This window comes from Nocardioides sp. REDSEA-S30_B4, from assembly GCF_001627265.1.
Classification (GTDB): domain Bacteria; phylum Actinomycetota; class Actinomycetes; order Propionibacteriales; family Nocardioidaceae; genus Nocardioides.
Map to the genome: position 1 here is coordinate 42604 of NZ_LUPI01000101.1, position 22508 is coordinate 65111.

24 protein-coding genes and 2 pseudogenes are annotated in these 22508 nt (G+C 72.9%); 9 read left to right on the top strand and 17 right to left on the bottom strand.

The features are described 5' to 3' along the window. The first annotated feature begins 58 nt into the window (after positions 1 to 58). Positions 59 to 436: a hypothetical protein gene (locus A6R01_RS17400; protein ID WP_292608644.1), complete on the top strand. Its 378-nt coding sequence runs from the start codon at positions 59 to 61 to the stop codon at positions 434 to 436. Between the two features lie 2 nt (positions 437 to 438). Next, entirely contained in the window at positions 439 to 1800 is a 1362-nt protein-coding gene (locus tag A6R01_RS17405) for a hypothetical protein (RefSeq protein WP_292608647.1), read from the top strand. Here the strand turns inward: A6R01_RS17405 and A6R01_RS17410 are convergent. Then, the gene (locus tag A6R01_RS17410; RefSeq protein ID WP_292608650.1) at positions 1763 to 3112 is read right to left on the bottom strand and encodes a chromosome partitioning protein; all 1350 of its coding nucleotides are present in this window, start codon (positions 3110 to 3112) and stop codon (positions 1763 to 1765) included. The genes A6R01_RS17405 and A6R01_RS17410 overlap by 38 nt on opposite strands. Continuing rightward, positions 3109 to 3786, bottom strand: a complete 678-nt coding sequence (locus tag A6R01_RS17415) for a hypothetical protein (protein ID WP_292608651.1) — start codon at positions 3784 to 3786, stop codon at positions 3109 to 3111. The genes A6R01_RS17410 and A6R01_RS17415 overlap by 4 nt, the downstream gene beginning before the upstream one ends. A gap of 100 nt (positions 3787 to 3886) precedes the next feature. Between A6R01_RS17415 and A6R01_RS17420 the strand changes: the two genes are divergently transcribed. Further along, positions 3887 to 4120: a helix-turn-helix domain-containing protein gene (locus A6R01_RS17420; RefSeq protein ID WP_292608653.1), complete on the top strand. Its 234-nt coding sequence runs from the start codon at positions 3887 to 3889 to the stop codon at positions 4118 to 4120. A 42-nt stretch (positions 4121 to 4162) separates the two neighbouring features. On the opposite strand, the gene A6R01_RS17425 is transcribed toward A6R01_RS17420, so the two are convergent. The 3 genes from A6R01_RS17425 to sigE are packed head-to-tail and all read right to left on the bottom strand — an operon-like array spanning position 4163 to position 6694. After that, entirely contained in the window at positions 4163 to 5506 is a 1344-nt protein-coding gene (locus A6R01_RS17425) for a trypsin-like peptidase domain-containing protein (protein ID WP_292608656.1), read from the bottom strand. A 55-nt stretch (positions 5507 to 5561) separates the two neighbouring features. After that, positions 5562 to 6032, bottom strand: coding sequence for a zf-HC2 domain-containing protein (locus A6R01_RS17430; RefSeq protein ID WP_292608658.1), 471 nt, complete (start codon positions 6030 to 6032; stop codon positions 5562 to 5564). Continuing rightward, entirely contained in the window at positions 6029 to 6694 is a 666-nt protein-coding gene (gene sigE, locus A6R01_RS17435) for an RNA polymerase sigma factor SigE (protein ID WP_292608675.1), read from the bottom strand. Before sigE ends, A6R01_RS17430 begins: the two co-directional genes overlap by 4 nt. Before the next feature lie 251 nt (positions 6695 to 6945). On the opposite strand from sigE, the gene A6R01_RS17440 reads away from it, so the two are divergent. Further along, entirely contained in the window at positions 6946 to 7536 is a 591-nt protein-coding gene (locus A6R01_RS17440) for an O-methyltransferase (RefSeq protein WP_292608678.1), read from the top strand. Between the two features lie 92 nt (positions 7537 to 7628). Here A6R01_RS17440 and A6R01_RS17445 read toward each other — a convergent pair whose 3' ends face one another. Genes A6R01_RS17445 through A6R01_RS17455 form a run of 3 tightly spaced genes read right to left on the bottom strand, consistent with a single transcriptional unit; the run spans position 7629 to position 9704 of the window. Beyond that, on the bottom strand, positions 7629 to 7973 hold the full coding sequence (locus A6R01_RS17445) for a hypothetical protein (protein ID WP_292608681.1): 345 nt from the start codon (positions 7971 to 7973) through the stop codon (positions 7629 to 7631). Beyond that, a complete protein-coding gene (locus A6R01_RS17450) occupies positions 7970 to 9526 on the bottom strand; it encodes a leucyl aminopeptidase (RefSeq protein ID WP_292608684.1) in 1557 nt (518 codons plus the stop codon). Before A6R01_RS17450 ends, A6R01_RS17445 begins: the two co-directional genes overlap by 4 nt. 10 nt (positions 9527 to 9536) lie before the next feature. Next, the gene (locus tag A6R01_RS17455) at positions 9537 to 9704 is read right to left on the bottom strand and encodes a DUF3117 domain-containing protein (RefSeq protein ID WP_166191440.1); all 168 of its coding nucleotides are present in this window, start codon (positions 9702 to 9704) and stop codon (positions 9537 to 9539) included. A 156-nt stretch (positions 9705 to 9860) separates the two neighbouring features. Here A6R01_RS17455 and A6R01_RS17460 point away from each other — a divergent pair, with 156 nt between their 5' ends. Further along, a complete protein-coding gene (locus A6R01_RS17460; RefSeq protein WP_292608687.1) occupies positions 9861 to 10691 on the top strand; it encodes an enoyl-CoA hydratase-related protein in 831 nt (276 codons plus the stop codon). Between the two features lie 378 nt (positions 10692 to 11069). Here A6R01_RS17460 and A6R01_RS18385 read toward each other — a convergent pair. The 5 genes and pseudogenes from A6R01_RS18385 to dapE all read right to left on the bottom strand — a co-directional run. After that, positions 11070 to 11588 (bottom strand): annotated as a pseudogene (locus tag A6R01_RS18385) (M14 family zinc carboxypeptidase); the annotation flags it as partial. Continuing rightward, the gene (locus A6R01_RS17465) at positions 11588 to 12010 is read right to left on the bottom strand and encodes a hypothetical protein (RefSeq protein WP_292608690.1); all 423 of its coding nucleotides are present in this window, start codon (positions 12008 to 12010) and stop codon (positions 11588 to 11590) included. The gene A6R01_RS17465 and the pseudogene A6R01_RS18385, both read right to left, overlap by 1 nt. 15 nt (positions 12011 to 12025) lie before the next feature. Then, the gene (locus A6R01_RS17470; protein WP_292608693.1) at positions 12026 to 12310 is read right to left on the bottom strand and encodes a DivIVA domain-containing protein; all 285 of its coding nucleotides are present in this window, start codon (positions 12308 to 12310) and stop codon (positions 12026 to 12028) included. Next, positions 12307 to 13068 carry a TIGR00730 family Rossman fold protein gene (locus A6R01_RS17475; protein WP_292608696.1) on the bottom strand — a complete coding sequence of 254 codons (762 nt, stop codon included), beginning with the start codon at positions 13066 to 13068 and terminating at the stop codon, positions 12307 to 12309. The genes A6R01_RS17470 and A6R01_RS17475 overlap by 4 nt, the downstream gene beginning before the upstream one ends. Next, positions 13055 to 14143, bottom strand: a complete 1089-nt coding sequence (gene dapE / locus A6R01_RS17480; protein ID WP_292608700.1) for a succinyl-diaminopimelate desuccinylase — start codon at positions 14141 to 14143, stop codon at positions 13055 to 13057. The genes A6R01_RS17475 and dapE overlap by 14 nt, the downstream gene beginning before the upstream one ends. Before the next feature lie 117 nt (positions 14144 to 14260). Between dapE and A6R01_RS17485 the strand changes: the two genes are divergently transcribed. Then, positions 14261 to 15124 carry an LLM class F420-dependent oxidoreductase gene (locus tag A6R01_RS17485; RefSeq protein ID WP_292608704.1) on the top strand — a complete coding sequence of 288 codons (864 nt, stop codon included), beginning with the start codon at positions 14261 to 14263 and terminating at the stop codon, positions 15122 to 15124. Positions 15125 to 15201: 77 nt separating this feature from the next. Here the strand turns inward: A6R01_RS17485 and ileS are convergent, their stop codons facing one another. The 4 genes from ileS to A6R01_RS17505 all read right to left on the bottom strand — a co-directional run bounded on the left by ileS (position 15202) and on the right by A6R01_RS17505 (position 19895). Continuing rightward, positions 15202 to 18480 (bottom strand): isoleucine--tRNA ligase, encoded by a 3279-nt coding sequence (gene ileS / locus A6R01_RS17490; RefSeq protein ID WP_292608707.1) that lies wholly within the window; start codon positions 18478 to 18480, stop codon positions 15202 to 15204. A gap of 255 nt (positions 18481 to 18735) precedes the next feature. Further along, complete coding sequence (locus A6R01_RS17495; protein ID WP_292608710.1) at positions 18736 to 19320, bottom strand: hypothetical protein; 585 nt, start codon at positions 19318 to 19320, stop codon at positions 18736 to 18738. 52 nt (positions 19321 to 19372) lie between these two features. Continuing rightward, the gene (locus A6R01_RS17500; protein WP_292608713.1) at positions 19373 to 19660 is read right to left on the bottom strand and encodes a type II toxin-antitoxin system RelE/ParE family toxin; all 288 of its coding nucleotides are present in this window, start codon (positions 19658 to 19660) and stop codon (positions 19373 to 19375) included. Further along, positions 19647 to 19895, bottom strand: coding sequence for a type II toxin-antitoxin system Phd/YefM family antitoxin (locus A6R01_RS17505; RefSeq protein ID WP_292608715.1), 249 nt, complete (start codon positions 19893 to 19895; stop codon positions 19647 to 19649). Before A6R01_RS17505 ends, A6R01_RS17500 begins: the two co-directional genes overlap by 14 nt. A 69-nt stretch (positions 19896 to 19964) precedes the next feature. Between A6R01_RS17505 and A6R01_RS17510 the strand changes: the two genes are divergently transcribed. The 3 genes and pseudogenes from A6R01_RS17510 (at position 19965) to A6R01_RS17520 (ending at position 22366) form a co-directional block, all read left to right on the top strand. After that, positions 19965 to 20492, top strand: coding sequence for a DinB family protein (locus A6R01_RS17510; RefSeq protein ID WP_292608717.1), 528 nt, complete (start codon positions 19965 to 19967; stop codon positions 20490 to 20492). Next, a pseudogene (locus A6R01_RS17515) lies at positions 20493 to 21319 on the top strand (DapH/DapD/GlmU-related protein). Positions 21320 to 21400: 81 nt separating this feature from the next. Continuing rightward, on the top strand, positions 21401 to 22366 hold the full coding sequence (locus tag A6R01_RS17520; protein ID WP_292608721.1) for a hypothetical protein: 966 nt from the start codon (positions 21401 to 21403) through the stop codon (positions 22364 to 22366). Positions 22367 to 22508 lie beyond the last annotated feature (142 nt).

A 22508-nucleotide genomic window follows, 5' to 3' on the forward strand; every position in this document is an offset into this window, starting at 1 on the left:
TCATCGGACCCGGCTCCCCATCGCCGGACCCCTTGCTGCTCGTGCGATTCTGTCAGACATGTCGCGCATCCCCACCCGCGTCCTCTCCCTGGGCGCCGCCCTGCTCCTGCCCCTGGCCCTCGCCTCCTGCGGGAGCGACGACGAGCCCGACGCAGGCACCGACGGCACCACCGAGCCGCTGGTCATCGAGGTCACGGTCGCCGACGGCTCCATCGACCCGAAGGGCGACCGCATCCAGGTGGGCGTCGGGCAGGAGATCGTCTTCGACATCACCGCCGACGAGGCCGGGGAGCTGCACGCGCACACGACCGAGGAGCTGACGCTGGACTACCCCGCGGGTGAGTCCGAGCAGACGATGGTCGTCGACCAGCCCGGTGTCGTCGAGGTCGAGTCGCACGACATCGACCAGATCATCGTGCAGCTGCAGGTCTCCTGAGCGTGGGGGCGATCCTGCCGGGCCTCGTCCCCGGCCCGCTGCCGATGCACGGCATCGGTGGCGCCAAGGACCTGCCGATCTCCCCGGAGCTGGCGATCTCCGGCGCCGTGGCGGCGCTGACGATCTCCTTCATCGTCCTGGCACTGGCCTGGCGCACCCCCCGCTACGACGCCGCCACCGACGGCCGCCCCGCGCCCGCCGCGCTCAGCACGCTGGTCACCTCGACCGGCTGGTCGGTCGCGATGCGGGTGCTGGGCCTGGTGGTCTTCGGGTACGCCGCGTTCGCGGCCGTGCTCGGTGAGGACCTGCTGACCAACCCGTTCTTCGGGATGTTCTACGTCTGGCTCTGGGTCGGGCTGGTCTTCTTCTCCGCCGTGCTCGGTCCGGTCTGGAAGGCCATCAGCCCCGCGCGGACCATCAACCTGCTGTTCGCCCGGATCTCCGGGTCCGACCCCGACGAGGGCCTGTTCCGCTACCCCGCCTGGCTGGGTCACTGGCCGGCCGCCCTCGGGCTCTACGCCTTCGTGTGGCTGGAGCTGGTCTACCCCTACTCCACCGAGCTGGGTCCCGTGCGCCTGTGGTGCGCGGCGTACGTCGCGGTCATGCTGCTCGGCGGGGCGCTGTTCGGCAACGACTTCTACGAGAACGCCGACCCGTTCGAGGTCTACTCCACGCTCATCGGCAAGCTGTCGCCCTGGATCGTGCGTGAGGGTCGGCTGCACGTCATCTCCCCGCTGGCCAACCTCAACACCGTGGTGCCGCGTGCCGGCCTGGTCGGGGTGGTCGCGGTGCTGTTCGGCTCCACGGCGTTCGACTCCTTCAAGGAGTCGGCCCCCTGGGTGCGGTTCGTCCAGACGAACTCCTTCATCGGTGAGAACGACCTCGGCCTGGTCGCCGACAACCTCGCGCTGCTGACCTTCTGCGTCGGCGTCGCGGTGGTGCTGTCGGTGGGCTCGATGCTCACCGGGGTGCACCCGGGCCAGTCGCGCCTGGAGATGCCGCGCCAGCTCGCGCACTCGGTGGTGCCGATCATCCTGGGCTACATCGTGGCCCACTACCTGTCCTACTGGTTCGAGGTCGGGCAGGACACCCTGATCAAGGCCAGCGACCCGCTGACGACCGGCGCCGACTACCTCGGCACCGGCGACTGGAGCGTCAACTACTGGCTCTCCTACCACCCGACGCTGCTGGCCAACATCAAGGTGATCGCGGTCGTCCTCGGTCACGTGGTCGGCGTCATCGCCGCCCACGACCGGGCGGTCCGGCTGCTGCCGCCGCGCCACCACCTCACCGGTCAGCTCGGCATGCTGGTCGCGATGGTGTTCTTCACCGCCGGCGGGTTGTACCTGCTGTTCGCCGCCTGAGGGCGGGCGTCCCCACCCGGGTCCGGCCGCCCGCCGGGCCCGGCCGGCGGGGCTGGCGGGACTGACGCGCCGGGCGCCCGCTGCCGGGCACCGGGCCCCACAGGGTGTCGGCGAGACCGGCCACCGCCCCGGCCAGCGGTCCGTCGCCCAGCTCGACCACCGACCGTCCGGCCACCAGGGCCCGGTCGGTGGCGGCCTGGTCCTCGGGGAGGAACGTCACCGAGGCCACGTCGCCGAAGCCGCGCACCATCTGCTCGACCTCGCCGCTGGACCACCCCAGGCTCGGGCGCATCCGGTTGACCGCGACGTGCACCGGCCGACCGCCCGTCTCCTCCCCCAACTCGACCAGGCCGCGGGCCAGGCGGGCCAGCCCCACCGGGTCGGCGGTGCCGACCACCAGCAGGTCGTCGGCCTCGGCGAGCGCGGCGAGCGTCGCGGCGTTGCGCCCAGGTCGTCCGGACAGGTCCGTCGTGGGGTCCCGCTCGAGGGGGGCGCCCGTGTCGACGACGACCCGTCCGCGCTGGCGGGCGAGGTCGAGGACCTCCTCCACCACCCCGTCGCGCAGCTCGGGCCAGCGGTCTGCGCGCGGCAGGCCGGTGAGGACCTCGAGCCGGCCGCCGAGCGAGCGCAGCACCGTCGCGAAGCGCTCCTCGAGCACCCCGCTGGTCGCGAGGCGGGCCGCGGCCAGCAGACCCGAGACCTCGTCGAGCACCCCGAGCTGCTGGGCGACCGCGCCGCCCCAGGGGTCGACGTCGACGAGCAGAGTCTCCCGGGACCTCGCCGCCGACGTCGCTGCGAGGGCGGTGGCGACGGTCGTGCGGCCCGGGGCACCGGCCGGTCCCCAGACCGCCAGCACGCTCCCCGGCTCGCGAGGGGCTCCGGCGGCCGGGGCCTGCGCCGCGGCAGGGTCCTGCGGAAGGTCGTCGCGGGCGACGGTGCCGCCGACCGCGGGCCGCTCGGGGGCCAGGACCACCTCGGCCACCTCGGCGATGTCGGCCTCGGCGACCAGCGTGCGGATGCCCACCCGGGACGCGCGGGCGTGCGCCTGCTCCCCCCTCGTGCCGGCCGCGACCACGCCGATCGGCCGCACGCCGTGGCGGCGCAGCAGGTCGACCGCGGTGGCGTCGAGGCCGTGGGCCGCGAGGTCGACGAGGGCGGCCTCCGCCTGGCCGGAGGAGGCGGCGGCGAGCAGGTCGTCGACGTCGACGCACCTCTTGAGGACCACCACCCCGGCGCGGGCCCCGAGCGCGTCCATCGCGCGGGCCTCCCAGCCGGCTCCTCCGCCGGCGACGAGGACGACGGTCGAGCTCATCCGCGCACCGCCACGGAGACCAGCGGGTCGGTCAGGCTGCCGAGCAGCCCGTAGTAGCGCCCCGCGTCGTCTTCGGGCACGGCCAGGACCAGCCGGCGCAGCCCGCTGGCGGCGTACCCGTCGTCGGCTGCCGCGGCATCGAGGACGACCACGTCCTCGAGGACCGGCTCGCCGGAGTCGTGGCCGCGGTCCCCGCCGCCGCGGGCGACGAGGTAGACGTTGACCCGGCTGCCGGCGGCCACGGCCCCGGCCAGCTGCTCGGGCTCGACGGCCACGGCCAGCTGCAGCAGGTCGCTGTCGCCCCCGGCCCCCAGGGCCGCGCCCGGCACGAGCTCACCGGCGCCGACCGAGCGCTCCAGGACGGCATCGGCCGGCAGCTCCTGCGAGGTCTGGAGGTACGCCGCCAGGTCGGCCTCGTCGGCGAAGCGGACCCGCGCCGCGACCAGGTCGTCGGGTCGCAGGGGCGCGCCGGCCGGCAGCTCCGCGGCCGCCGCCCAGACCGTGACGGTGTCGTCGGCGGCCCCGACCACCCGGGCGCCGAGCAGCACCGAGCCGGCGACGACGACCACCCCCACCCACAGGCGCGGGTCGCGCCACCCGGGCGTGCGGGTGCGCGTCGCGGTGGGTGCGGAGGTGGGAGGGGCGGCTGGTGGGGTCCCGAGATCGATGGCCACGGGCGGCATCCTTCCCCGCCGTCGCCGACTCCTCACCTGCTCATCCACAGCCCGCCCGGGTCCCGCCCGCGGGCCGGACCGGAGGTGACACCATGGGCCCATGTCCGCCACTCCCCGCTTCCTCACGCTCGCCGACGTGGCGGAGGTGCTCAACACCTCGAGCGCGCAGGTCTACGCGCTGGTGCGACGCGGGGAGCTGCCGGCGATCAAGATCGGCGGGCGCGGTCAGTGGCGGGTGGAGGCGGCCCGGCTCGAGGAGTTCATCGAGCAGATGTACGCCCAGACCAAGACCTTCGTCGACGAGCACCCCTACGAGGAGGCCGAGCGCGACTAGCGCTCCGCGGCCCCGTGCGGCCCGCCACGGCGGGGAGGCCGGTCAGCCGACCTGCCCGCGCAGCTCCACGGAGACCTGCCGCTCCTCGCCGCCGCGGCGGACCGTGAACTCGACGGTCTCCCCCGGCTGGTGGGTGCGGATGGAGACGATCAGCGCGATGCCGTCGGTGACGCGCTCGCCGTCCACGGCGGTGATCACGTCGCCCTCCTCCAGGCCGCCCTCCTCGGCGGCGCTGCCCGGGTTGACCTTCTGGATCTCCGCGCCGTCCCCCTGGGCGTTGCCGGTGCGGACCTCGGCCCCGATGATCGGGTACTGCGCCTCGCCGGTGCGCAGGATCTGGTCGGCGGTGATGCGCACCTGCTCCACCGGGATCGCGAAGCCCACGCCGATGTTGCCCGCCTCGGCACCGAACCCGCCGCCCGTCGTGGCGATCGCCGAGTTCACCCCGACCACCTCGCCGAGCAGGTTGACCAGCGGGCCGCCGGAGTTGCCGGGGTTGATCGCGGCATCGGTCTGGACGGCGTTGATGTAGGAGGTGTCGGAGTCCGGGTCGCCGGTCGTGACCGGACGCTGCAGCGCCGAGACGATGCCCGCGGTCACGGTGGAGGACAGCCCCAGCGGCGAGCCGATCGCGACCACGGTCTCGCCGACGCGCAGCCGGCTCGACGCGCCCAGGGCGGTCGGCTCGAACTCGCCGGCCATCTCCTCGGCGACCAGCACCGCCAGGTCGTAGACCGCGGAGCGACCGACCACGCTGGCGTCGTAGCGGTTGCCCTCCTGGTCGACGACCTGGATGCGGCCGTCGTCCTGGGCGGCCTCGGCCACCACGTGGTTGTTGGTGACGACGTGACCCTGGCGGTCGAGGACGAATCCCGACCCCGTGGCGCCACGGTCGTCACCGCCGTACGCCGCGATGATCTGGACGGTGCTGGGCAGCAGCTCGGCCGCGACGTTGGCGATGGTGCCGTCCTCGGGGGCCAACGGGGCCTCGGTCGCGGTGTCGACGCCGAAGAGACCGTCGCGGACGATCCCCTGGCGCTCCCCGCCCGCCTCGTCGACCAGCCGGAACCCGGCGGCGCCGACGACCCCGCCGACGACGCCCACGACCAGCGCGAGCATCGCGACGACCGGCCACACCCACCCGGCCACGCGGGCCGAGGGAGCGGCGTGGCGGGGTGCGGCCGGCGGCTGGCCCGGAGCGGGGTAGCCCCACGGACCGGGGGCCTGCGGCGGCACGACCGGCTGCGGCCGGGTGACCTGGGTCCAGTCGTCCACGGGCTGCTGCGACACCGACGCCTGCTCGCGGGTGGCGGCGTCCGGGTGCCCGTCCGCGTCGGCGGCGGGGGCGTCCTGGTGCTCCGGGTGGTCCGGGTCGTGCTGGCTCACCGCCCCATCATCCCCGACGGCCGGTAGCCCGGTCGGAGGGTGTCAGGGCCAGGTGTCAGGGCCGGGTCTGGCGCCCGGCCGGCAGCAGGCCACCGCCGGTGCTGGGCGGGGTGAGGTTGGCGACCGGTGCGCGCCGGTCCACGGTGGGTGCGTCGGCCGGTGCGGCACCCAGGGCGAGGACACCCATGACGGCCATCCCGGCGGCTCCGCCGACCCCGGCGGCGACCGCCCCGACGCGCCGGGGACGCGAGGTCGTGCCGAACCCGGGGGCCGGCACGGTCGAGGGGTAGGTCGGCTCGCAGGCCACGGTCTGCGCCCCGAGCAGGGCGCCCTTGAGGTGGGCGGGGGCCTGCGTGCGGTCGGGGGCCCCCAGCCCGGAGAGCCGGGTCTTGACCCAGCCCTCGCGCTCGACCAGGTCGCGGCACAGGTGGCAGCCGTGGACGTGCGCCCACAGGCGCTCGGCCTCCGCCGCGGGCAGCTGGCCGTCGAGGAGGGCGCTCGTGCGTGTCCCGAGGTGACCGATCACGGGCGGGTCGCCTCCTGCAGGGCGACCGACGGGCCGGCGTACCGCTCGCGACCGGCGGCGGGGGCGCGGTGCGCCAGGGCCTGGCGCAGCATCGCGCGGCCGCGGTGGATGCGGGAGCGGACGGTGCCGAGCTTGGCGTCGAGGATCGTGGCGATCTCCTCGTAGGTCAGCCCCTCGACGTCGCAGAGCACCACGGCGGCGCGGAAGTCCGGCGGGAGCGTCGCCAGGGCGGCCTCGACGTCGTCGTCGAAGCGCTGGTCGGCGTAGGCGGCCTCCGGCGCCGGCGAGGCGCTGGTCAGGCGGTCGGCGCGCTCGTCGGAGAGGGCGTCGAAGCGGATGCGCTGCTTGCGGCGCGCCTGGTCGAGGAAGAGGTTGGTGGTGATGCGGTGCAGCCAGCCCTCGAAGGTGCCGGGGGTGTAGGTGTGCAGGGAGCGGAAGACGCGGACGAAGACCTCCTGGGTGAGGTCCTCGGCGTCGTGGCGGTCGCCGGTGAGGCGGTAGGCGAGGCGGTAGACGCGGTCGGAGTGCTCCTCGACGATCCGCTCCCAGGACAGGTCCTGGCCGTGCTCTTGGGCGTGGCCCTGCTGGCCCTTCTGGTCGGCCTGCTGGTGTGCCGCCTTCTCCGCCACCGCGCTCCCCCTCGACAGGTACCTGCCTCGCATGCTGGCTCCTCACGGTAGGGACGGCGGCTGAGAGGAGGCTGTGAGCACCCCACTCGTTCTCTGAGGGTCCCAACGGACGGCGAGCGGCCGGTGTTCCCGCGGTCCCGGACCACCTGCCGTGCGGCGTACGTCGTGACGCGGCGGGCTCGCGATAGGTTGAGCGCGTCCGTCCGCCCGAGGAGGCCGTCATCACCACGCCGATCAACGCGACCAGCTGGACCTACAGCGAGGAGTTCGTCGCCGAGGACGACGTGCTCGCCTCCGCGCGCGCCCGCGCCGAGGAGATGGGCGTCGTGCCGATCAGCCCCGGCGGCGGCGCGGCCCTGCGCTTCCTTGCCTCGGTGCTCGACGCCCGCGCGGTGGTCGAGATCGGCACCGGCACCGGGGTCTCCGGGCTGTGGATGCTGCGCGGCATGCGCGCCGACGGCGTCCTGACGACCGTCGACATCGAGGCCGAGCACCAGCGGCTGGCCCGCGAGGGCTACTCCGAGGCCGGCGTGCCCTCCCAGCGGGTCCGCACCATCGCCGGCGCCGCGCTCGACGTGCTGCCGCGCCTGACCGACGGCCACTACGACCTGGTCTTCTGCGACGGCGACAAGCGCGAGTACGCCGCCTACCTCTCCGAGGCCCTGCGCCTGCTGCGCCCCGGCGGCGTGGTGGCCTTCGACAACGCGCTGTGGCACGACCGCGTCGCCGACCCGAGCCGCCGCGACGAGGAGACCGTCGCCATCCGCGAGCTCAACCGCACCGTCGCCGAGCACGAGAGCCTGCTCAGCGTGCTGCTGCCCGTCGGCGACGGGCTGCTGGCTGCGAAGAAGGTCTGGGTCCCCGAGACCGACTGAGGGGCCCGAGCGGGGTTACTCCGCATTCCATTTCCTGCTTACTGCGCAGTAAGCAGGAAAGGGGATTCGTCGTAACCCGGTCCGGCCGGCCCTCAGCGCTCGCCGCGGGCGGTGGGCGTGAGGGCGTCCCAGCCCTCGGCGACGGCGACGAGCTCCCAGGGCTCGACGAGGACGGGCGGGGCACCGACGATGCGGGATCCAGGCGCGTCGGTCATGGTGGCCTCGAACTCCGCCTGGAACGCCTCGCGGTCGGCGAGCGTCGCGAAGACGTAGGTCCCCTCGAACCACTCCCCGCGCCGCATCCGCCACACCTTCTGGCGCAGCCCGGACATGCCGGTGAAGCGCGCGTGCGAGGTCGTCTCGACGTACGCCGCCAGGTCCTCGGCCACGGAGTCCGGCAGCCCCTCCAGGGACCACCGCACGCTGAGGCCGATCACGCGTCAGTCCCGATGCCGGCGAGCGGCTCGTCGGAGCCCAGCCAGGTCAGCAGCGCCCGTGCACCGAAGCCGGTCGGGCCCGCGGTCCACTCGAAGCTCTCCGAGGGCGAGTCGCCCACGGACGCGACGTCGAGGTGGGCCCACGGCACGTCACCGGTGAAGTGCTGCAGGAACAGCGCCGCGGTGATGGCGCCGGGACCACCGCCGGCGTTGTCGGCGTCGGCGACCTTGGAGGAGATGCGCTCCTCGTAGACCGAGGCCAGCGGGAAGCGCCACATCCGCTCGCCGGACCGGGTGCCGGCGTCGTTGATGGCGGAGGCCAGGCCCTCGTGGTCGGCGAAGAAGCCGCCGGTGCGCTGGCCCAGCGCGACCTTGATCGCCCCGGTCAGCGTCGCCACGTCGACCAGCGCCGCGGGGGCGAGCTCGGCGACGGCGTACGCGAGGGCGTCGGCCATGACCAGGCGTCCCTCGGCGTCGGTGTTGGTGACCTCGGTGGTGCGCCCGCCGTAGTGGCGCAGCACGTCACCGGGGCGCATCGAGGAGCCGGAGACGGCGTTCTCGGCGCAGGCCAGCAGGCCGACGACCTTGACCGGGCAGCCGACCGTCTCGAGGGCGGCCATCACCGAGAGCACCACGGCGGCGCCGGTCATGTCGCGCTTCATGGTGGTCATGCCCTCGGCCGGCTTGATGGACAGACCGCCGGTGTCGAAGGTGATGCCCTTGCCGACCAGCACGACCGTCGGCGTCCTCCGGTTGGCCTTGCGCGGGGTGTAGTCGAGGCGGACCAGGCGCGGCGGGGTCGCGGACCCCTGCCCGACGCCGATGATGCCGCCGAACCCCTCGGCCGCCAGCTGCTGCTCGTCCCACACGCGGTAGGCCAGCCCGGCCTCCTCGGCGACCAGGCGGGCCTGCTCGGCCAGCCAGGGCGGGTTCTTCAGGTTGGAGGGCACGGTCGCGAGCAGCCGCGCGCGCCACCCGGCACCACCGAGCGCGAGCCCGCGCTCGAGGGCGGGACGCCGGTCCTCGGCACAGCCGGTCAGGACGATCCGCGCCACCGGGGCGGACTCGGGGCGCTCCTGCGAGCGCCACGAGAAGGAGAAGGAGCCCAGCACCGCGCCCACGACGAAGGCCTCGAGGCCCGCGTCGTCGGTCAGCGACGCGATGGAGGTCGCGACGCTGCTGCGCCCAACGGTGGCGCGGGCCAGGGCGGCACCGGCGCGCCGCAGCGCGTCGGTCCCCTGGTCGCCGACACCGACGAGGAACACCCAGCGCAGGTCGGCGTTCGTCGGGCCGCCGAGCGGCACCGGGAACCGGACCACCTCACCGACCTTGCCGGTGGCCTTCTCGGCCTCCAGCAGCGCCAGCAGGTCGGCGCCGAGCTGCTCGGAGAGCTCCTCGGCGCCGGGCCCCAGGGCGGGGCCGGTGTCGTCGTCCCCCGGGAGCACGGGCACCGCGACGACCTCCACGCCGACGATGGCGTGGGGTGCGGCGTCGCTGAGCGCGAGCTCAGGGGGCGTGACCTGGGTGGGGAGGACGGGTGTGGAGGGCTCCATCGAGGAGGCGTCAGCCGACGACGGCCTTGAGGGCGTCGCCCAGGGCGCCGGCCTCCTCGGCGTTCAGCTCGACGACGAGACGACCGCCGCCCTCGAGGGGGACGCGCATGACGATGCCGCGCCCTTCCTTCGTGACCTCCAGCGGACCGTCGCCCGTCCGCGGCTTCATCGCCGCCATCGCGCACCTCTTCCCTCGTCGTGAAGCCCCGTGGGGCCTCATGGGCACCGGACACGTGCCTCCGGAAGCCCGGACCACGCGTGGATGACCATTATCCCCCACACCGACGGTGATCGGGAGCACAGGGGTCCTGCGACATGCGGCAGACTCGCGCCCATGACCAGCCAGACCCCCAGTGAGACCACCGGCCAGCTCACCTCCGGACCCGTCCTGCTCGACGTCTCCGACGGCGTCGCGACCATCACCCTCAACCGCCCCGAGGCCATGAACAGTCTCGACATCGCGACCAAGGAGATCCTCGTCGAGGTCGTGCGCCAGGTCTCCGAGGACCCCTCGGTGCGCTGCGTGGTGCTCACCGGCACCGGCCGTGCCTTCTGCACCGGCCAGGATCTCAAGGAGCACATCAACCTGCTCGAGACCGGTGGCAGCGACCAGCTCTTCACCACCGTCGAGAAGCACTACAACCCGATCGTCTCGACGATCATGGCGATGGACAAGCCGGTCATCGCCGCGGTCAACGGCGTCGCCGCCGGCGCCGGCGCGAGCCTGGCGATGGCCTGCGACCTGCGGGTCGTCGCCGACACGGCCGGCTTCAACCTGGCCTTCGCGGGCGTGGCGCTTTCGTGCGACACCGGCGCGAGCATCAGCCTGCCGCTGCTCGTGGGCCGCGCCAAGGCGATCGAGCTGCTCTACTTCCCGCGCACCGTGCCCGCGGCCGAGGCCCTCGAGATCGGCCTCGCGACGACCATCGTCTCCCCCGACGACCTGGCCGGCGAGGTCGCCACGCTGGCCGCCCGGCTCGCGGCCGGCCCCACGCGTGCCTACGGCGCGATGCGCCGCTCGGTGACGTACGCCGCCGGGCACGACACCGACGAGGCCCTGGAGTTCGAGCGGCAGATGATGAATTCCACCGGCGCCACCGACGACCACCGGGCGGCCGTCGCCGCCTTCGTGGCCAAGGAGAAGCCGGTCTTCACCGGCCGCTGAGCGTCGGCGACTCGGACGGCGACCCGGACGGCGACCCGGACGGCGACCCGGACGGCGACCCGGACGGCGACCCGGACGGTCGGGAGTGGGTGTGGGCATCGGACCCCAGGCGTAGTCGCCGGGCTCGGCGCCGATCACCTTCAGGATGCGCCGGGCGAAGGTGGTGCGCAGGTAGCGCCGCCCCGGCTTCGGGCCCAGCTCCACGGTCAGCGCCGACCCCGTGAACCGGTGGTTGAACCAGCCGGTCATGGTGCCGTGGCAGACCCCGCCGCAGTCGAAGGTCTTGCGGGGCAGTCGCAGGATGCGGGCCACCCGCTCGGCGTACGTCCGGTCCTTGGTGTCGGTGTCCACGCCGTGCAGCGGCTGGTGGAAGCTGAGGATCCGGTCGGGCTGCACGCGGCGCAGGAAGCGCATCACCGCACGGGTCTCGGGCTCGGAGCCGGGGCGCGGGCCGGACTCGTAGTTGCCGTCGAGGTCGGCCCACCGGTAGGGGAAGTTGCGGTTGAGGTCGACGCCGCGGGCGTTCTTGCGGGTGCCCGCGGCGATGCCGTCGGGGTTGTAGGTCGGGATCACCCACACCTCTGCGCCGACCAGCGGGTCGCCGTCCTTGATCGACCACAGCGCGGGGCGGGTGCGCGGCTCGTTGCCGTGCATGGCGCCGATCAGCACCACGGTCGGCACGCCGTTGTCGGCCGGCTCACCGAGGCGGTAGGCGTAGATCGGCCTGCCGCGGACCGACTCGCCGAGCGTGACGGTCTGGACGACCGCCGGCTTCCGCGGGGCCGCGGCGGCCTCGAGGGGCGCGAGGTGCGCACCGAGGGGTACGACGGTGGCCAGCAGCCCCAGGGCCGAGACGCCCGCGAGCGCGGCCCGGCCGGTGCTCGGGCCGGTCGCCATCAGACCGCGGCCGTCCAGTAGGCCCAGGTGAAGACGGCGACGCCGACGACCATCCCGAGGTGTGCGAGCAGCGAGAGCCCCGGTCCGGAGGACCAGGTGTCCTCGGCCGCCGCGACGGCGTGCCGGCCCTTGGAGGGCAGCCAGCGCACGAGGATCATCAGGCCGGCGATCGCGACGCCCCACCACAGGCCGAGCGCCACGACCCCGACCAGCGGGTCACCGCTGGGGGTGTCCTCCGGAGAGACCAGGAAGACCATCCAGACGACCAGCGCCAGGGCACCGAGCACGGTGTGGGCCATCAGCCAGGCCGAGCCGACGTCGACGCGGGTCGCCCCGCCACCGCCTCCCAGGCGGAGCCGGGTCAGCGCGACGACGACCGCCGCGAGACCGGTGAGGACGTAGACGACGACGGCGACGGACACGCGGGTGAGTGTGCCTCACTCCTCGCCCGTGGCGCCACGACCCTCCGACTCGGGGGCGCGTGCCGCCTGCTCCTCGGCGAGCCGGGCGAGCAGGGCGTCGACCTCGCTCATCCGGTAGCCGCGCAGCGCGACCGAGAACCGGACCCGTCGCAGGTCCTCGGGCCCCAAAGGCCGGTCGGCGGGGACCTCGGCGTCCGGGCGGTCGCCGTACTCCTGCGCCAGCGGGGTGCCCATGCCGGCGGCGACGACGGCGACCCCGCCGAGCAGCAGCACGGCCAGGATCGCGAACAGCCACATCATCCGGCTCGGTCCTCCTGCTCGCGGGCGGCGACCATGAGCGCCACCGCCTCGTCGACGTCGTCGGTCAGCACCATCATGTCGAGGTCGGACTGCGAGATCTTGCCCTCGGCCAGCTGCGTGTCGCGCATCCAGTCCAGCAGGCCGCTCCAGTAGGCGGTGCCGAGCAGCACGATCGGGAACTGCGTGACCTTGCGGGTCTGCGAGAGCGTGAGCGCCTCGAAGAGCTCGTCGAGGGTGCCGACGCCGCCGGGGAGGACGATGTAGCCCTGGGAGTACTTCACGAACATCGTCTTGCGCACGAAGAAGTAGCGGAAGTTGATGCCGACGTCGACCCAGTCGTTGAGGCCGGACTCGAAGGGCAGCTCGATGCCGAGCCCGACGCTGACGCCGCCGGCCTGGCTGGCGCCGCGGTTGGCGGCCTCCATGGCGCCGGGGCCACCGCCGGTGACGACCGCGAAGCCGGCCTCGACCAGCTTGCGCCCGACCTCCTCGGCCTGGGCGAAGGACGGCTCGTCGGGCGTGGTGCGCGCCGACCCGAAGACCGCCACCGCCGAGCCGAGCTCGGCGAGCTGGCCGAAGCCCTCGACGAACTCGGCCTGGATGCGCAGCACCCGCCACGGGTCGGTGTGGACCCAGTCGTGCGGGCCGCGGCTGTCCAGCAGCCGCTGGTCGGTCGTGGTCGTCTCGACCTGGTCGCGGCGCAGCCGGACCGGCCCCTTGAACCGGCTCGGCCGGCCCTTCTCGTCACGCCAGCCCATCGGTGAGCCATCCCCTCAACGTCGTCGCGCAGGTCTCGATGTCGGAGATCCTGACGTGCTCGTCGGCCTTGTGGGCGAACAACGGGTCACCCGGTCCGTAGTTGACCGCCGGGATGCCCAGCGAGGTGAAGCGCGCGACGTCGGTCCAGCCGAACTTCGGCGCCACCTTGCCGCCGGTCGCCTCGACGAACGCCGCGGCCGCCGGCCGGTCCAGGCCGGGCAGCGCGCCGGGCGCCAGGTCGGTGAGGCGGACGTCGTACGGCGCGAAGAACTCGGTCACGAACGCCACCGCCTCGTCGGTCGACCGGTCGGGTGCGAAGCGGAAGTTGACCTCCACGACGCACTCGTCGGGGACGACGTTGCCGGCCACTCCCCCGTGGATGCGCACGGCGTTGAGGCCCTCGTGGTACTCCAGCCCGTCGATGACCGGGCGGCGCGGCTCGTAGGCCTGCAGCCGCGCCAGCACGTCGGTGGCGGCGTGGATGGCGTTGACGCCCTTCCAGGAGCGGGCCGAGTGCGCACGCTCACCGGTGGTGGTGACCTCGACGCGCAGGGTGCCCTGGCAGCCGGCCTCGACGCCGGCGTTGGAGGGCTCCATGAGGATCGCGAAGTCGGCCGCGAGCAGGTCGGGCTCGCGCTCGGCGAGGTGCTTGAGGCCGTTGTAGCGCTCCTCGACCTCCTCGGCCTCGTAGAGCACGTAGGTGACGTCGCGGACCGGCTCGGGCACGGTGGCGGCGAGGTGGAGCAGGACGGCGTCGCCGCCCTTCATGTCGCAGGTGCCGCAGCCGTGCAGGATGCCGGCCTCCTCGTCGAGGCGGCTGGGCAGGTTGTCGTTGACCGGGACGGTGTCGAGGTGCCCGGCGATGACGACACGCTCGTCGCGGCCGAGGTCGGTGCGCGCCACGATCGTGTGGGCGCGACGGGTCACCTCCAGGTGCGGGTGCGTGCGCAGCGCGGCCTCGACGGCGTCGGCGATGCGGCCCTCGTCGTGGCTGACGGACTCGATGTCCACCAGGTGCCGGGTGAGCGTGACCGGGTCGACGGCCAGGTCGAGCAGCGGGGCGTCTGAGGTCATGGGGAGAGTCAAGCAGCCCCGTGGCTCCCGCCCCGGCCCGACCTGCGGAGGACCGCTGACTGGACAGGTGTCCAGAAACCTCTTCCCAGGAACTGGAACACGTTCTAGTGTGCTCGCATGCGCAACGGACTCGTCCTGTTCACTTCCGACCGCGGCATCCGGCCGGCCGACCTCGCCGTCGCCGCCGAGGAGCGGGGCTTCGACACCTTCTACGTGCCCGAGCACACCCACATCCCGGTCAGGCGGACCGCTGCCCACCCCGGCACCAAGGACGAGACGCTCCCCGACGACCGCTACCTGCGCACGCTCGACCCCTGGGTCTCGCTGGCCACCGTCGCCGCGCGGACCTCGCGGATCAAGCTGTCCACCGCGGTCGCGCTGCCGGTCGAGTCCGACCCGATCACGCTGGCCAAGACCATCGCCACCCTCGACCACCTCTCCGGCGGCCGGGTCGAGATCGGCGCCGGCTTCGGCTGGAACACCGACGAGCTCGCCGACCACCACGTGCCTGCGGAGAAGCGCCGCACCGTGCTGCGGGAGTACGTCGAGGCGATGCGCGCCTTGTGGACGCAGGAGGAGGCGTCGTACGACGGGGAGTTCGTGCAGTTCGGCCCCTCCTGGGCCTACCCCAAGCCGGCCGCGCACATCCCGCTGATCATCGGCGCCGGCGGCGGACCCAAGACCTTCAAGTGGATCTCCGAGAACGCCGACGGCTGGATGACCACGCCGACCCAGAAGGACATCTCCGGCCAGATCGACCACCTCAAGGCCGCGTGGGCCGAGGCGGGTCGCGAGGGCATGCCCGACATCCGCATCCTCATCGCGTTCAAGCCCGAGCCCGACGACCTGATGCGCTGGGCCGAGCAGGGCGTCAGCGAGTTCATCTGGGGCGTCCCGGACAAGTCCCCCGACGAGGTGCTGGGCTCCCTGGACCGGATGGCCGCCCGGCTGGGCATCCAGCCGCCCGCGCTCATCGGCTGATCCGCCGGCTGATCTCCTGAGTCGTGCCCCTGAGCGGGCGCCATGGCGCCCGCTCAGGGGCACGACTCACCCCCGCGTCAGGCCTTGGCGACCTGGACGCTCAGCTCGTCGGCGTCCTCGGTGCTCACCGAGGTCGCCAGCGTCTCCTCGGCGACCATCGCCTCGTGCGCGGCGACGGCGGCCTGCACATCGGCTGGGCCGCCGACGACCAGGCTGATCCGGTCGGAGACCTCGAGGCCGGCGTCCTTGCGCGCCTGCTGGACCGCGCGGACGACGTCGCGGGCGAGGCCCTCCGCGGCCAGCTCGGGGGTGATCTCGCAGTCGAGCACGACGAACCCGCCGCCGGGCAGCATGCCGACCGCGGTGCTGTCGTCGGCCGCACCGGCGACGGTCTCGAGGGTGTACTCCCCCTCGACCAGCGCCAGGCCGCCGGCGGTCACGGTGCCGTCCTCGGCCACCGACCAGTCACCGGACTTCGAGCCCTTGATGGCGTGCTGCACGTCCTTGCCCAGACGCGGCCCGGCGGCACGGGCGTTGACGGTGAGCTTCTGCTCCACGCCGTAGGCCGCAGCCTCGTCCGCGTCCGCGGCGAGCAGCCGCACCGCCTTCACGTTCACCTCGTCGGCCACGATCGACTCGAAGCCCTCGAGCCCGGACAGGTCGGCGACGACCACGGTGAGCGTGGCCAGCGGCAGCCGGTTGCGCAGCGAGCGTGCCTTGCGCAGTGCCGAGGTGGCCGAGCAGACCTCGCGGACGGTGTCCATCGCCGCGACGAGCGCGTCGTCGGCGGGGAGCCGGTCGGCGGCCGGGTAGTCGGCCAGGTGCACCGAGCGACCGCCGGTCAGGCCCCGCCAGATCTCCTCGGTGGTCAGCGGCAGCAGCGGGGCGGTGGCGCGGCAGACGGTCTCCAGCACCGTGAACAGCGTCGCGAACGCCTGGGCGTCCTCGTCCCAGAAGCGGTCGCGGGAGCGACGGATGTACCAGTTGGTGAGCACGTCGAGGAAGCCGCGCGTGAGCTCGCAGGCGTCGGCCACGGCGTAGGAGTCCAGCGCCCCGGTCATGTCCGCGACGTAGTCACGGCACTTGGCCAGCAGGTAGCGGTCCAGCGGGTCGGTGGAGTCCGTCGACCCCTCGACGTCGACACCCGCACCGCCGTCGGCGGCGTTGGCGTAGAGCTGGAAGAAGTACCAGCTGTTCCACAGCGGGATCATCACCTGGCGCACCGAGTCGCGGATCCCCTGCTCGGTGACGATGAGGTTGCCGCCGCGCAGGATCGGACTGGCCATGAGGAACCAGCGCATCGCGTCGGCGCCGTCGCGGTCGAAGACCTCGCGGACGTCGGGGTAGTTGCGCAGGCTCTTGGACATCTTGTTGCCGTCGGAGCCGAGCACGATGCCGTGGCTGATGCAGTTCTCGAAGGCCGGCTTGTCGAAGAGCGCGGTGGCGAGGATGTGCAGCGTGTAGAACCAGCCGCGGGTCTGGCCGATGTACTCGACGATGAAGTCGGCCGGGAAGTGCGCGTCCTTGCCGGCGGTGCCGGCGAACCAGTCGGCGTTCTCGAACGGGTAGTGCACCTGGGCGTAGGACATCGACCCGGAGTCGAACCAGACGTCGAGGACGTCGGGCACGCGCCGCATCATCGACTTGCCCTCCTCGATCGAGCGGGGGTCGTCGGGGTTGGGGCGCACCAGGTCGTCGACGTACGGGCGGTGCAGGTCGGGCTCGCCGTCGGCGTTGCGCGGGAGCGTGCCGAAGTCGCGCTCGATCTCCTCGAAGGAGCCGTAGACGTCGATGCGCGGGTAGGCCTCGTCGTCGGACTTCCACACCGGCACCGGGCTGCCCCAGAAGCGGTTGCGGGTGATCGACCAGTCCCGGGCGTTCTCCAGCCAGCGGCCGAACTGGCCGTCCTGGATGTGCCCGGGCACCCAGTTGATCTCCTGGTTGAGCTCGAGCATCCGCTGCTTGATCGCGGTGACCTCGACGAACCACGACGAGACGCCCTTGTAGATCAGGGGCTCGCGGCAGCGCCAGCAGTGCGGGTAGGAGTGGTCGTAGGTCTCGCGGCGCAGCAGGATCGTGCCGGGGGTGACCGAGCCGGTCTCGCCCTCGCCCCGGGTCGTGGCCTTGAGGTGGTCGATGATCTGCAGGTTGGCGTCGAAGACCCGCAGGCCGGCGTAGTCGTTGACGGGGTGGGTGAAGCGGCCGTCCTTGCCGACCGGCATGACCGCCTCGATGCCCTCGCGGTCGGTGACCTCCTTGTCGACCTCACCGAAGGCGCCGGCGGTGTGCACGAGGCCGACACCGTCGGTGGTGGTGACGGCGTCGTCGGCGGCGACGACGCGGAACGCACGACCGAACTCCTCGCCGGCGTGGTCGGCGTAGTAGGAGAACGGCGGGTCGTAGGTGCGGCCGACCAGCTGGGCGCCGGTGTAGCGCCCCAGGACGGTCGGCTCGTCGGCGTCGGGGAAGAGCTCGCGCTTGTACGCCGTCAGCCGGGCCTCGGCGACGACGTACTTCGCCTTCTGGTCAGTCCCCGGCACGGGGCCCTCGACGACCACGTAGTCGATCTCGGAGCCGACCATCACGGCCAGGTGGCTGGGCAGGGTCCACGGGGTGGTCGTCCAGACGAGCAGGTGGGCGCCGTCGAGCACCTCGTCCTCGCCAGTCGCGTGCATCCGCAGGCCGACGGTGACCGCCGGGTCCTGGACCTGCTTGTAGACGTCGTCGTCCATCCGCAGCTCGTGGTTGGACAGCGGCGTCTCGTCGTTCCAGCAGTAGGGCAGGACGCGGAAGCCCTCGTAGACCAGGCCCTTGTCCCACAGCGACTTGAACGCCCAGATGACCGACTCCATGTAGTCGGGGTTCATCGTCTTGTAGTCGTGGTCGAAGTCGACCCAGCGGGCCTGGCGGGTGACGTAGTCGCGCCACTCGCCGGTGTACTTCATGACCGACTCACGGCAGGCGTCGTTGAACTTCTCGATGCCCAGCTCGACGATCTCGTCGGTGGTCTTGATGCCGTTGAGGCGCATCGCCTCGAGCTCGGCGGGCAGGCCGTGGGTGTCCCAGCCGAAGCGGCGCTCGACGCGCTTGCCGCGCATCGTCTGGTAGCGCGGGACGAGGTCCTTGACGTAGCCGGTGAGCAGGTGGCCGTAGTGCGGCAGGCCGTTGGCGAACGGCGGGCCGTCGTAGAAGACGAACTCGTTCTCGCCGCGCTCGCCCGGGTCGCGCTGGTCGATCGAGGCCTGGAAGGTGCCGTCGGCGGCCCAGTAGGCCAGCACCCGCTCCTCGATCTCGGGGAAGCGCGGGCTGCTGGGGACCGACGTGGCGTCGGTGTGGGAGACCTTCGGGTAGGTCATCGCTGGCTCCTGGCTCGTCTGCTGGGGACTCCTCACCCAGGGACGACCCTCGCGGACCGCGGTACCACCCTGCTTGTGGTCCCGACGGTCGAGCTTGTCGAGACCACCACTCGTTCACGGCTGTGACGGGCCTACCCGTCCGGTTCTAGTAGGCGGTCTCCCGCCGTTCTTCCGGAGGCTCGCCGCTGATGACGGCTCAGACGCCTGTGCACCGATCGTACGGCGCGTCCGGCTCGAAGCGGAAATGGGTTCCGCTCAGGCATCCAGCCATGCGAGCACCCGCACGGCCACCTGCTCCGGGGAGAGGTCGGTGTTGTCGATGCGCAGGTGCCGGTGCTCGGCGATGACGGCGTCGGCGGGGCTGGGCCGGTCAGGGTCGGTGTTCATCCGCTCGCGGTCCATCTCCACGACGTGGCGCTGCGACCACTCGAGGTCGCTCTTGGAGGGCTTGGCGGCGACCCGGTCGGCGCCGGTGTTGCGGACCAACCGCGTCTCCAGCCCCGCGTGCAGCTCGACGAACGAGACCCGCAGCCCGCGGTCGGCGTACGGCGCGACGAAGCGGCGCACGTAGTCGGCGTCCTCGGGCAGGTCGACGCCCCACACGAACGTGGCCACCAACCGCATGCCGGTGGCGGCTGCCTCCTCGACGACCTCGCGCCGCCACGCCTCCTTGAGCCGCTCGAAGCCGGGGTGCCCGAAGCCGAAGACCTCGGCAAGCGGCTCGATGACGTGGTGGTTGTGGAAGAGCCGGAAGTCCGATGAGGCCGCGATCGCGCGCCCCACGGTCATCTTGCCGACCGCCGGCGGGCCGATGACGACGAGCAGCTCTCCCGAGGACATGCGCGGAGGCTAGGCCTCACGCCCGCCGCCGCACCACCGGTTTGCGACCGGGCTACCCCTCGTAGACGTCGCGACGGTGGCCGAGCCGCAGCACCAGGACGAGCAGGACGCCATCGTCGACTGTGTAGATGACGCGCCAGTCGCCGATCCGGACGCGGTAGCCCGGACGACCGCGCAGCTGACGGGAAGCCGGCGGGCGTGGGTCGAGGGCCAGCAGCTCGATGGCACCTTGGACGCGGCGGACGGTGGGAGGGTCGAGCTTGCGGAGCTGGCGAGTGGCGCTGGGGGTGATGTCGACGCGGCAGCGCCGCGCGTCGGCCCTGGGCTCAGGTCCAGCCAAGGTCGACCTTCACCTGCTCCCACGGGATGGCGTCGCCGGCCTCGGCCATCGCGGCGTCAAAGGCCTCGACGTCCTCGAGCTCCTCCTCCGCATCGAGCAGTTGGTCGTAGCGCTCGGGGCTGACCACGACCGCGACCGGACGGCCGTGGCGCAGCAGCGTCACCGCCTCGGTCGCCGACTGCGCCAGCACTGCGGGCAGCTGGTCGCGGGCTGCGCTGACGGGGACGGAGGCCATGCTCGGATCGTACGGAACGGCTCCAGATTCGTACAGATGTCCTCCACAGGTCCGTGGTTGGGTGCGTCCATGAGCGACATGTGGCTGCCCCACGACGAGGACCCGCGGATGCAGGCCGGCCCGACCCGGGGCGAGAAGGAGACGGTGCTTGGCTACCTCGAGCACTACCGCGCCACGCTGGAACTCAAGTGCGGCGGCCTCTCCCCCGCCCAGCTGGCCACCGCCTCGGTCCCGCCGTCGCGGATGTCCTTGCTGGGGATGGTGCGCCACCTGACCCGCGTCGAGCACCACTGGGCGCGGCGGGTGATGGAGGGCGAGACCGGGCTGGAGCGGCTCTTCCAGTCCGAGGACGCGGGGTTCGCGCTCCCCGAGGTCGTCGAGGCGGCGTACGTCGACGAGGCCTGGGCCCGCTGGCGCGACGAGGTCGCGCACGCCCGGTCGGTGGCCGACGACCTGGCGATGGACGTGCTGGTCGAGGTGCACGGCGAGCGGATCGAGGTGCGCGACGTGCTGGTGCACCTGGTGGAGGAGTACGCCAGGCACCTGGGACACGTCGACCTGCTGCGCGAGTGCCTGGACGGGCGGGTCGGGCAGTGACTGCGGCGTCCTAGGGTGGAGCCCGTGAGTACTCCGACCTCTGCCTGGGCCCACGGACTGGCCACCGTCTCGACCGACTCCGCCACCGAGGGCAGCGTCCTGGACGTCTGGTTCCCCCACCCCCACCTCGGCGAGCGGCCGGCCGACGACGAGGCTCCGCGCGAGCTGGTCGAGGCCGTCGGCAGCGACCACGCCCGGCGACCTCGCTCGGCCCGTGCGCGGTCGAGGGCTTCGAGGACACCCGCGCGCGGATGCGGATGCACGGCCAGCACGTGGCGGTCTACGGCATCGACAAGTTCCCGCGGATGACCGACTACGTCGTCCCCACCGGCGTGCGCATCGCCGACGCCGACCGCGTGCGCCTGGGCGCTCACCTCGCCGAGGGCACCACCGTCATGCACGAGGGCTTCGTGAACTTCAACGCCGGCACGCTCGGCAGCTCGATGGTCGAGGGCCGCATCTCCGCCGGTGTCGTCGTGGGCGACGGCTCCGACGTGGGCGGTGGCTCCTCGATCATGGGCACCCTCTCCGGCGGCGGCAAGCAGGTCATCTCCATCGGCGAGCGCTGCCTGCTCGGCGCCAACGCCGGCCTGGGCATCTCCCTGGGCGACGACTGCGTCGTCGAGGCCGGTTGCTACGTCACCGCCGGCACCAAGGTCACCGTCCGCGGTGTCGCGGGGGTCGAGGACGGCGCGGTCATCAAGGCCTCCGAGCTCTCCGGCGCCAGCAACGTGCTCTTCCGCCGCAACTCGGTCTCCGGTGCCGTCGAGGCCGTGCCGTGGAAGGGCGAGGGCATCGCGCTCAACGCCGACCTGCACAGAAACTGACCGTCCCGGCCGGGTGGTCGAGCAGCGAGCGCCAGCGAGCGGGCGTCGAGACCACTTGGCCCACCCCCGGAGGATGGGGGCGTGAACCCCGCGAGCAAGGCCGTCGGCGCCCTCCTGGCCCTCGGGCTGGTGGTCGCCACGGCCGTGGGCGGATGGTACGTCGTCCGCGAGATCGGCCCCGGGTTCCTCCCCGACCGGTGCGAGGCGACGGTCGGTGACCTGACCGTCGAGCTCACCCCGGAGCAGGCCGAGAACGCCGCACTGATCGCGGCCATCGGCGTACGACGCGGGCTGCCGGCGCGGGCGGTGTCGATCGCGCTCGCCACGGCCTACCAGGAGTCCGGGCTGCGCAACCTGACCACCGGCGACCGCGACTCGCTGGGGCTGTTCCAGCAGCGGCCCTCGCAGGGCTGGGGCACCAAGCGCGAGGTGAGCGACCCGGTCCACGCGACCAACGCGTTCTACGACGCGCTCGTGGAGGTCGACGGATACCGCGACCTGCCGATCACCGAGGCCGCCCAGGCGGTCCAGCGCTCGGCGTTCCCCGACGCCTACGCCGACCACGAGGACGACGCCAGGGCGCTGGCCAGCGCCCTGACCGGCAACTCGCGCGGCGCTTTCCACTGCGAGGTGCCCGGCTCCGCCGAGGCCGCCTCCGCGCAGCTGGGCGCCAACGGCCTCACCCCGCGGGCGGAGGACGTGCGTGCTGAGGCCGTGGCGGTGTTCGGACCGCTGTCGCTGGGCGGGTTCGCGCCGGGCGGCGTGCGCGACGGGCACATCCCCGGGTCGACGCACTACGACGGCCGCGCGGTCGACATCTTCTTCCGGCCGGTCGACGACGCGAGCAGGACCCGCGGCTGGGCCGTGGCGTCGTACCTCGTGGCGCAGGCCGAGCGCCTGGACATCCAGACGATCATCTTCGACGCCAAGATCTGGACCGCCCGTCGCAGCGACGAGGGCTGGCGGAGGTACGACGCCCCCGACCGGCCCGGGGACCCCGACATCCTGGCCCACCGGGACCACGTGCACGTCGACGTGTTCAGCTGAGGCGGACCGGGTTAGTCCGCACGAGTCCTCACCCTCAGCGCGACTTGAGGTCAACCGGTCTAAGCAACTGGGTGGGGTCAGGCGGCCTCGGTGAGGAGCCTGTTGAGTCGTACGGCGGGTGTCTCGAGGTCCAGGGTGGGTC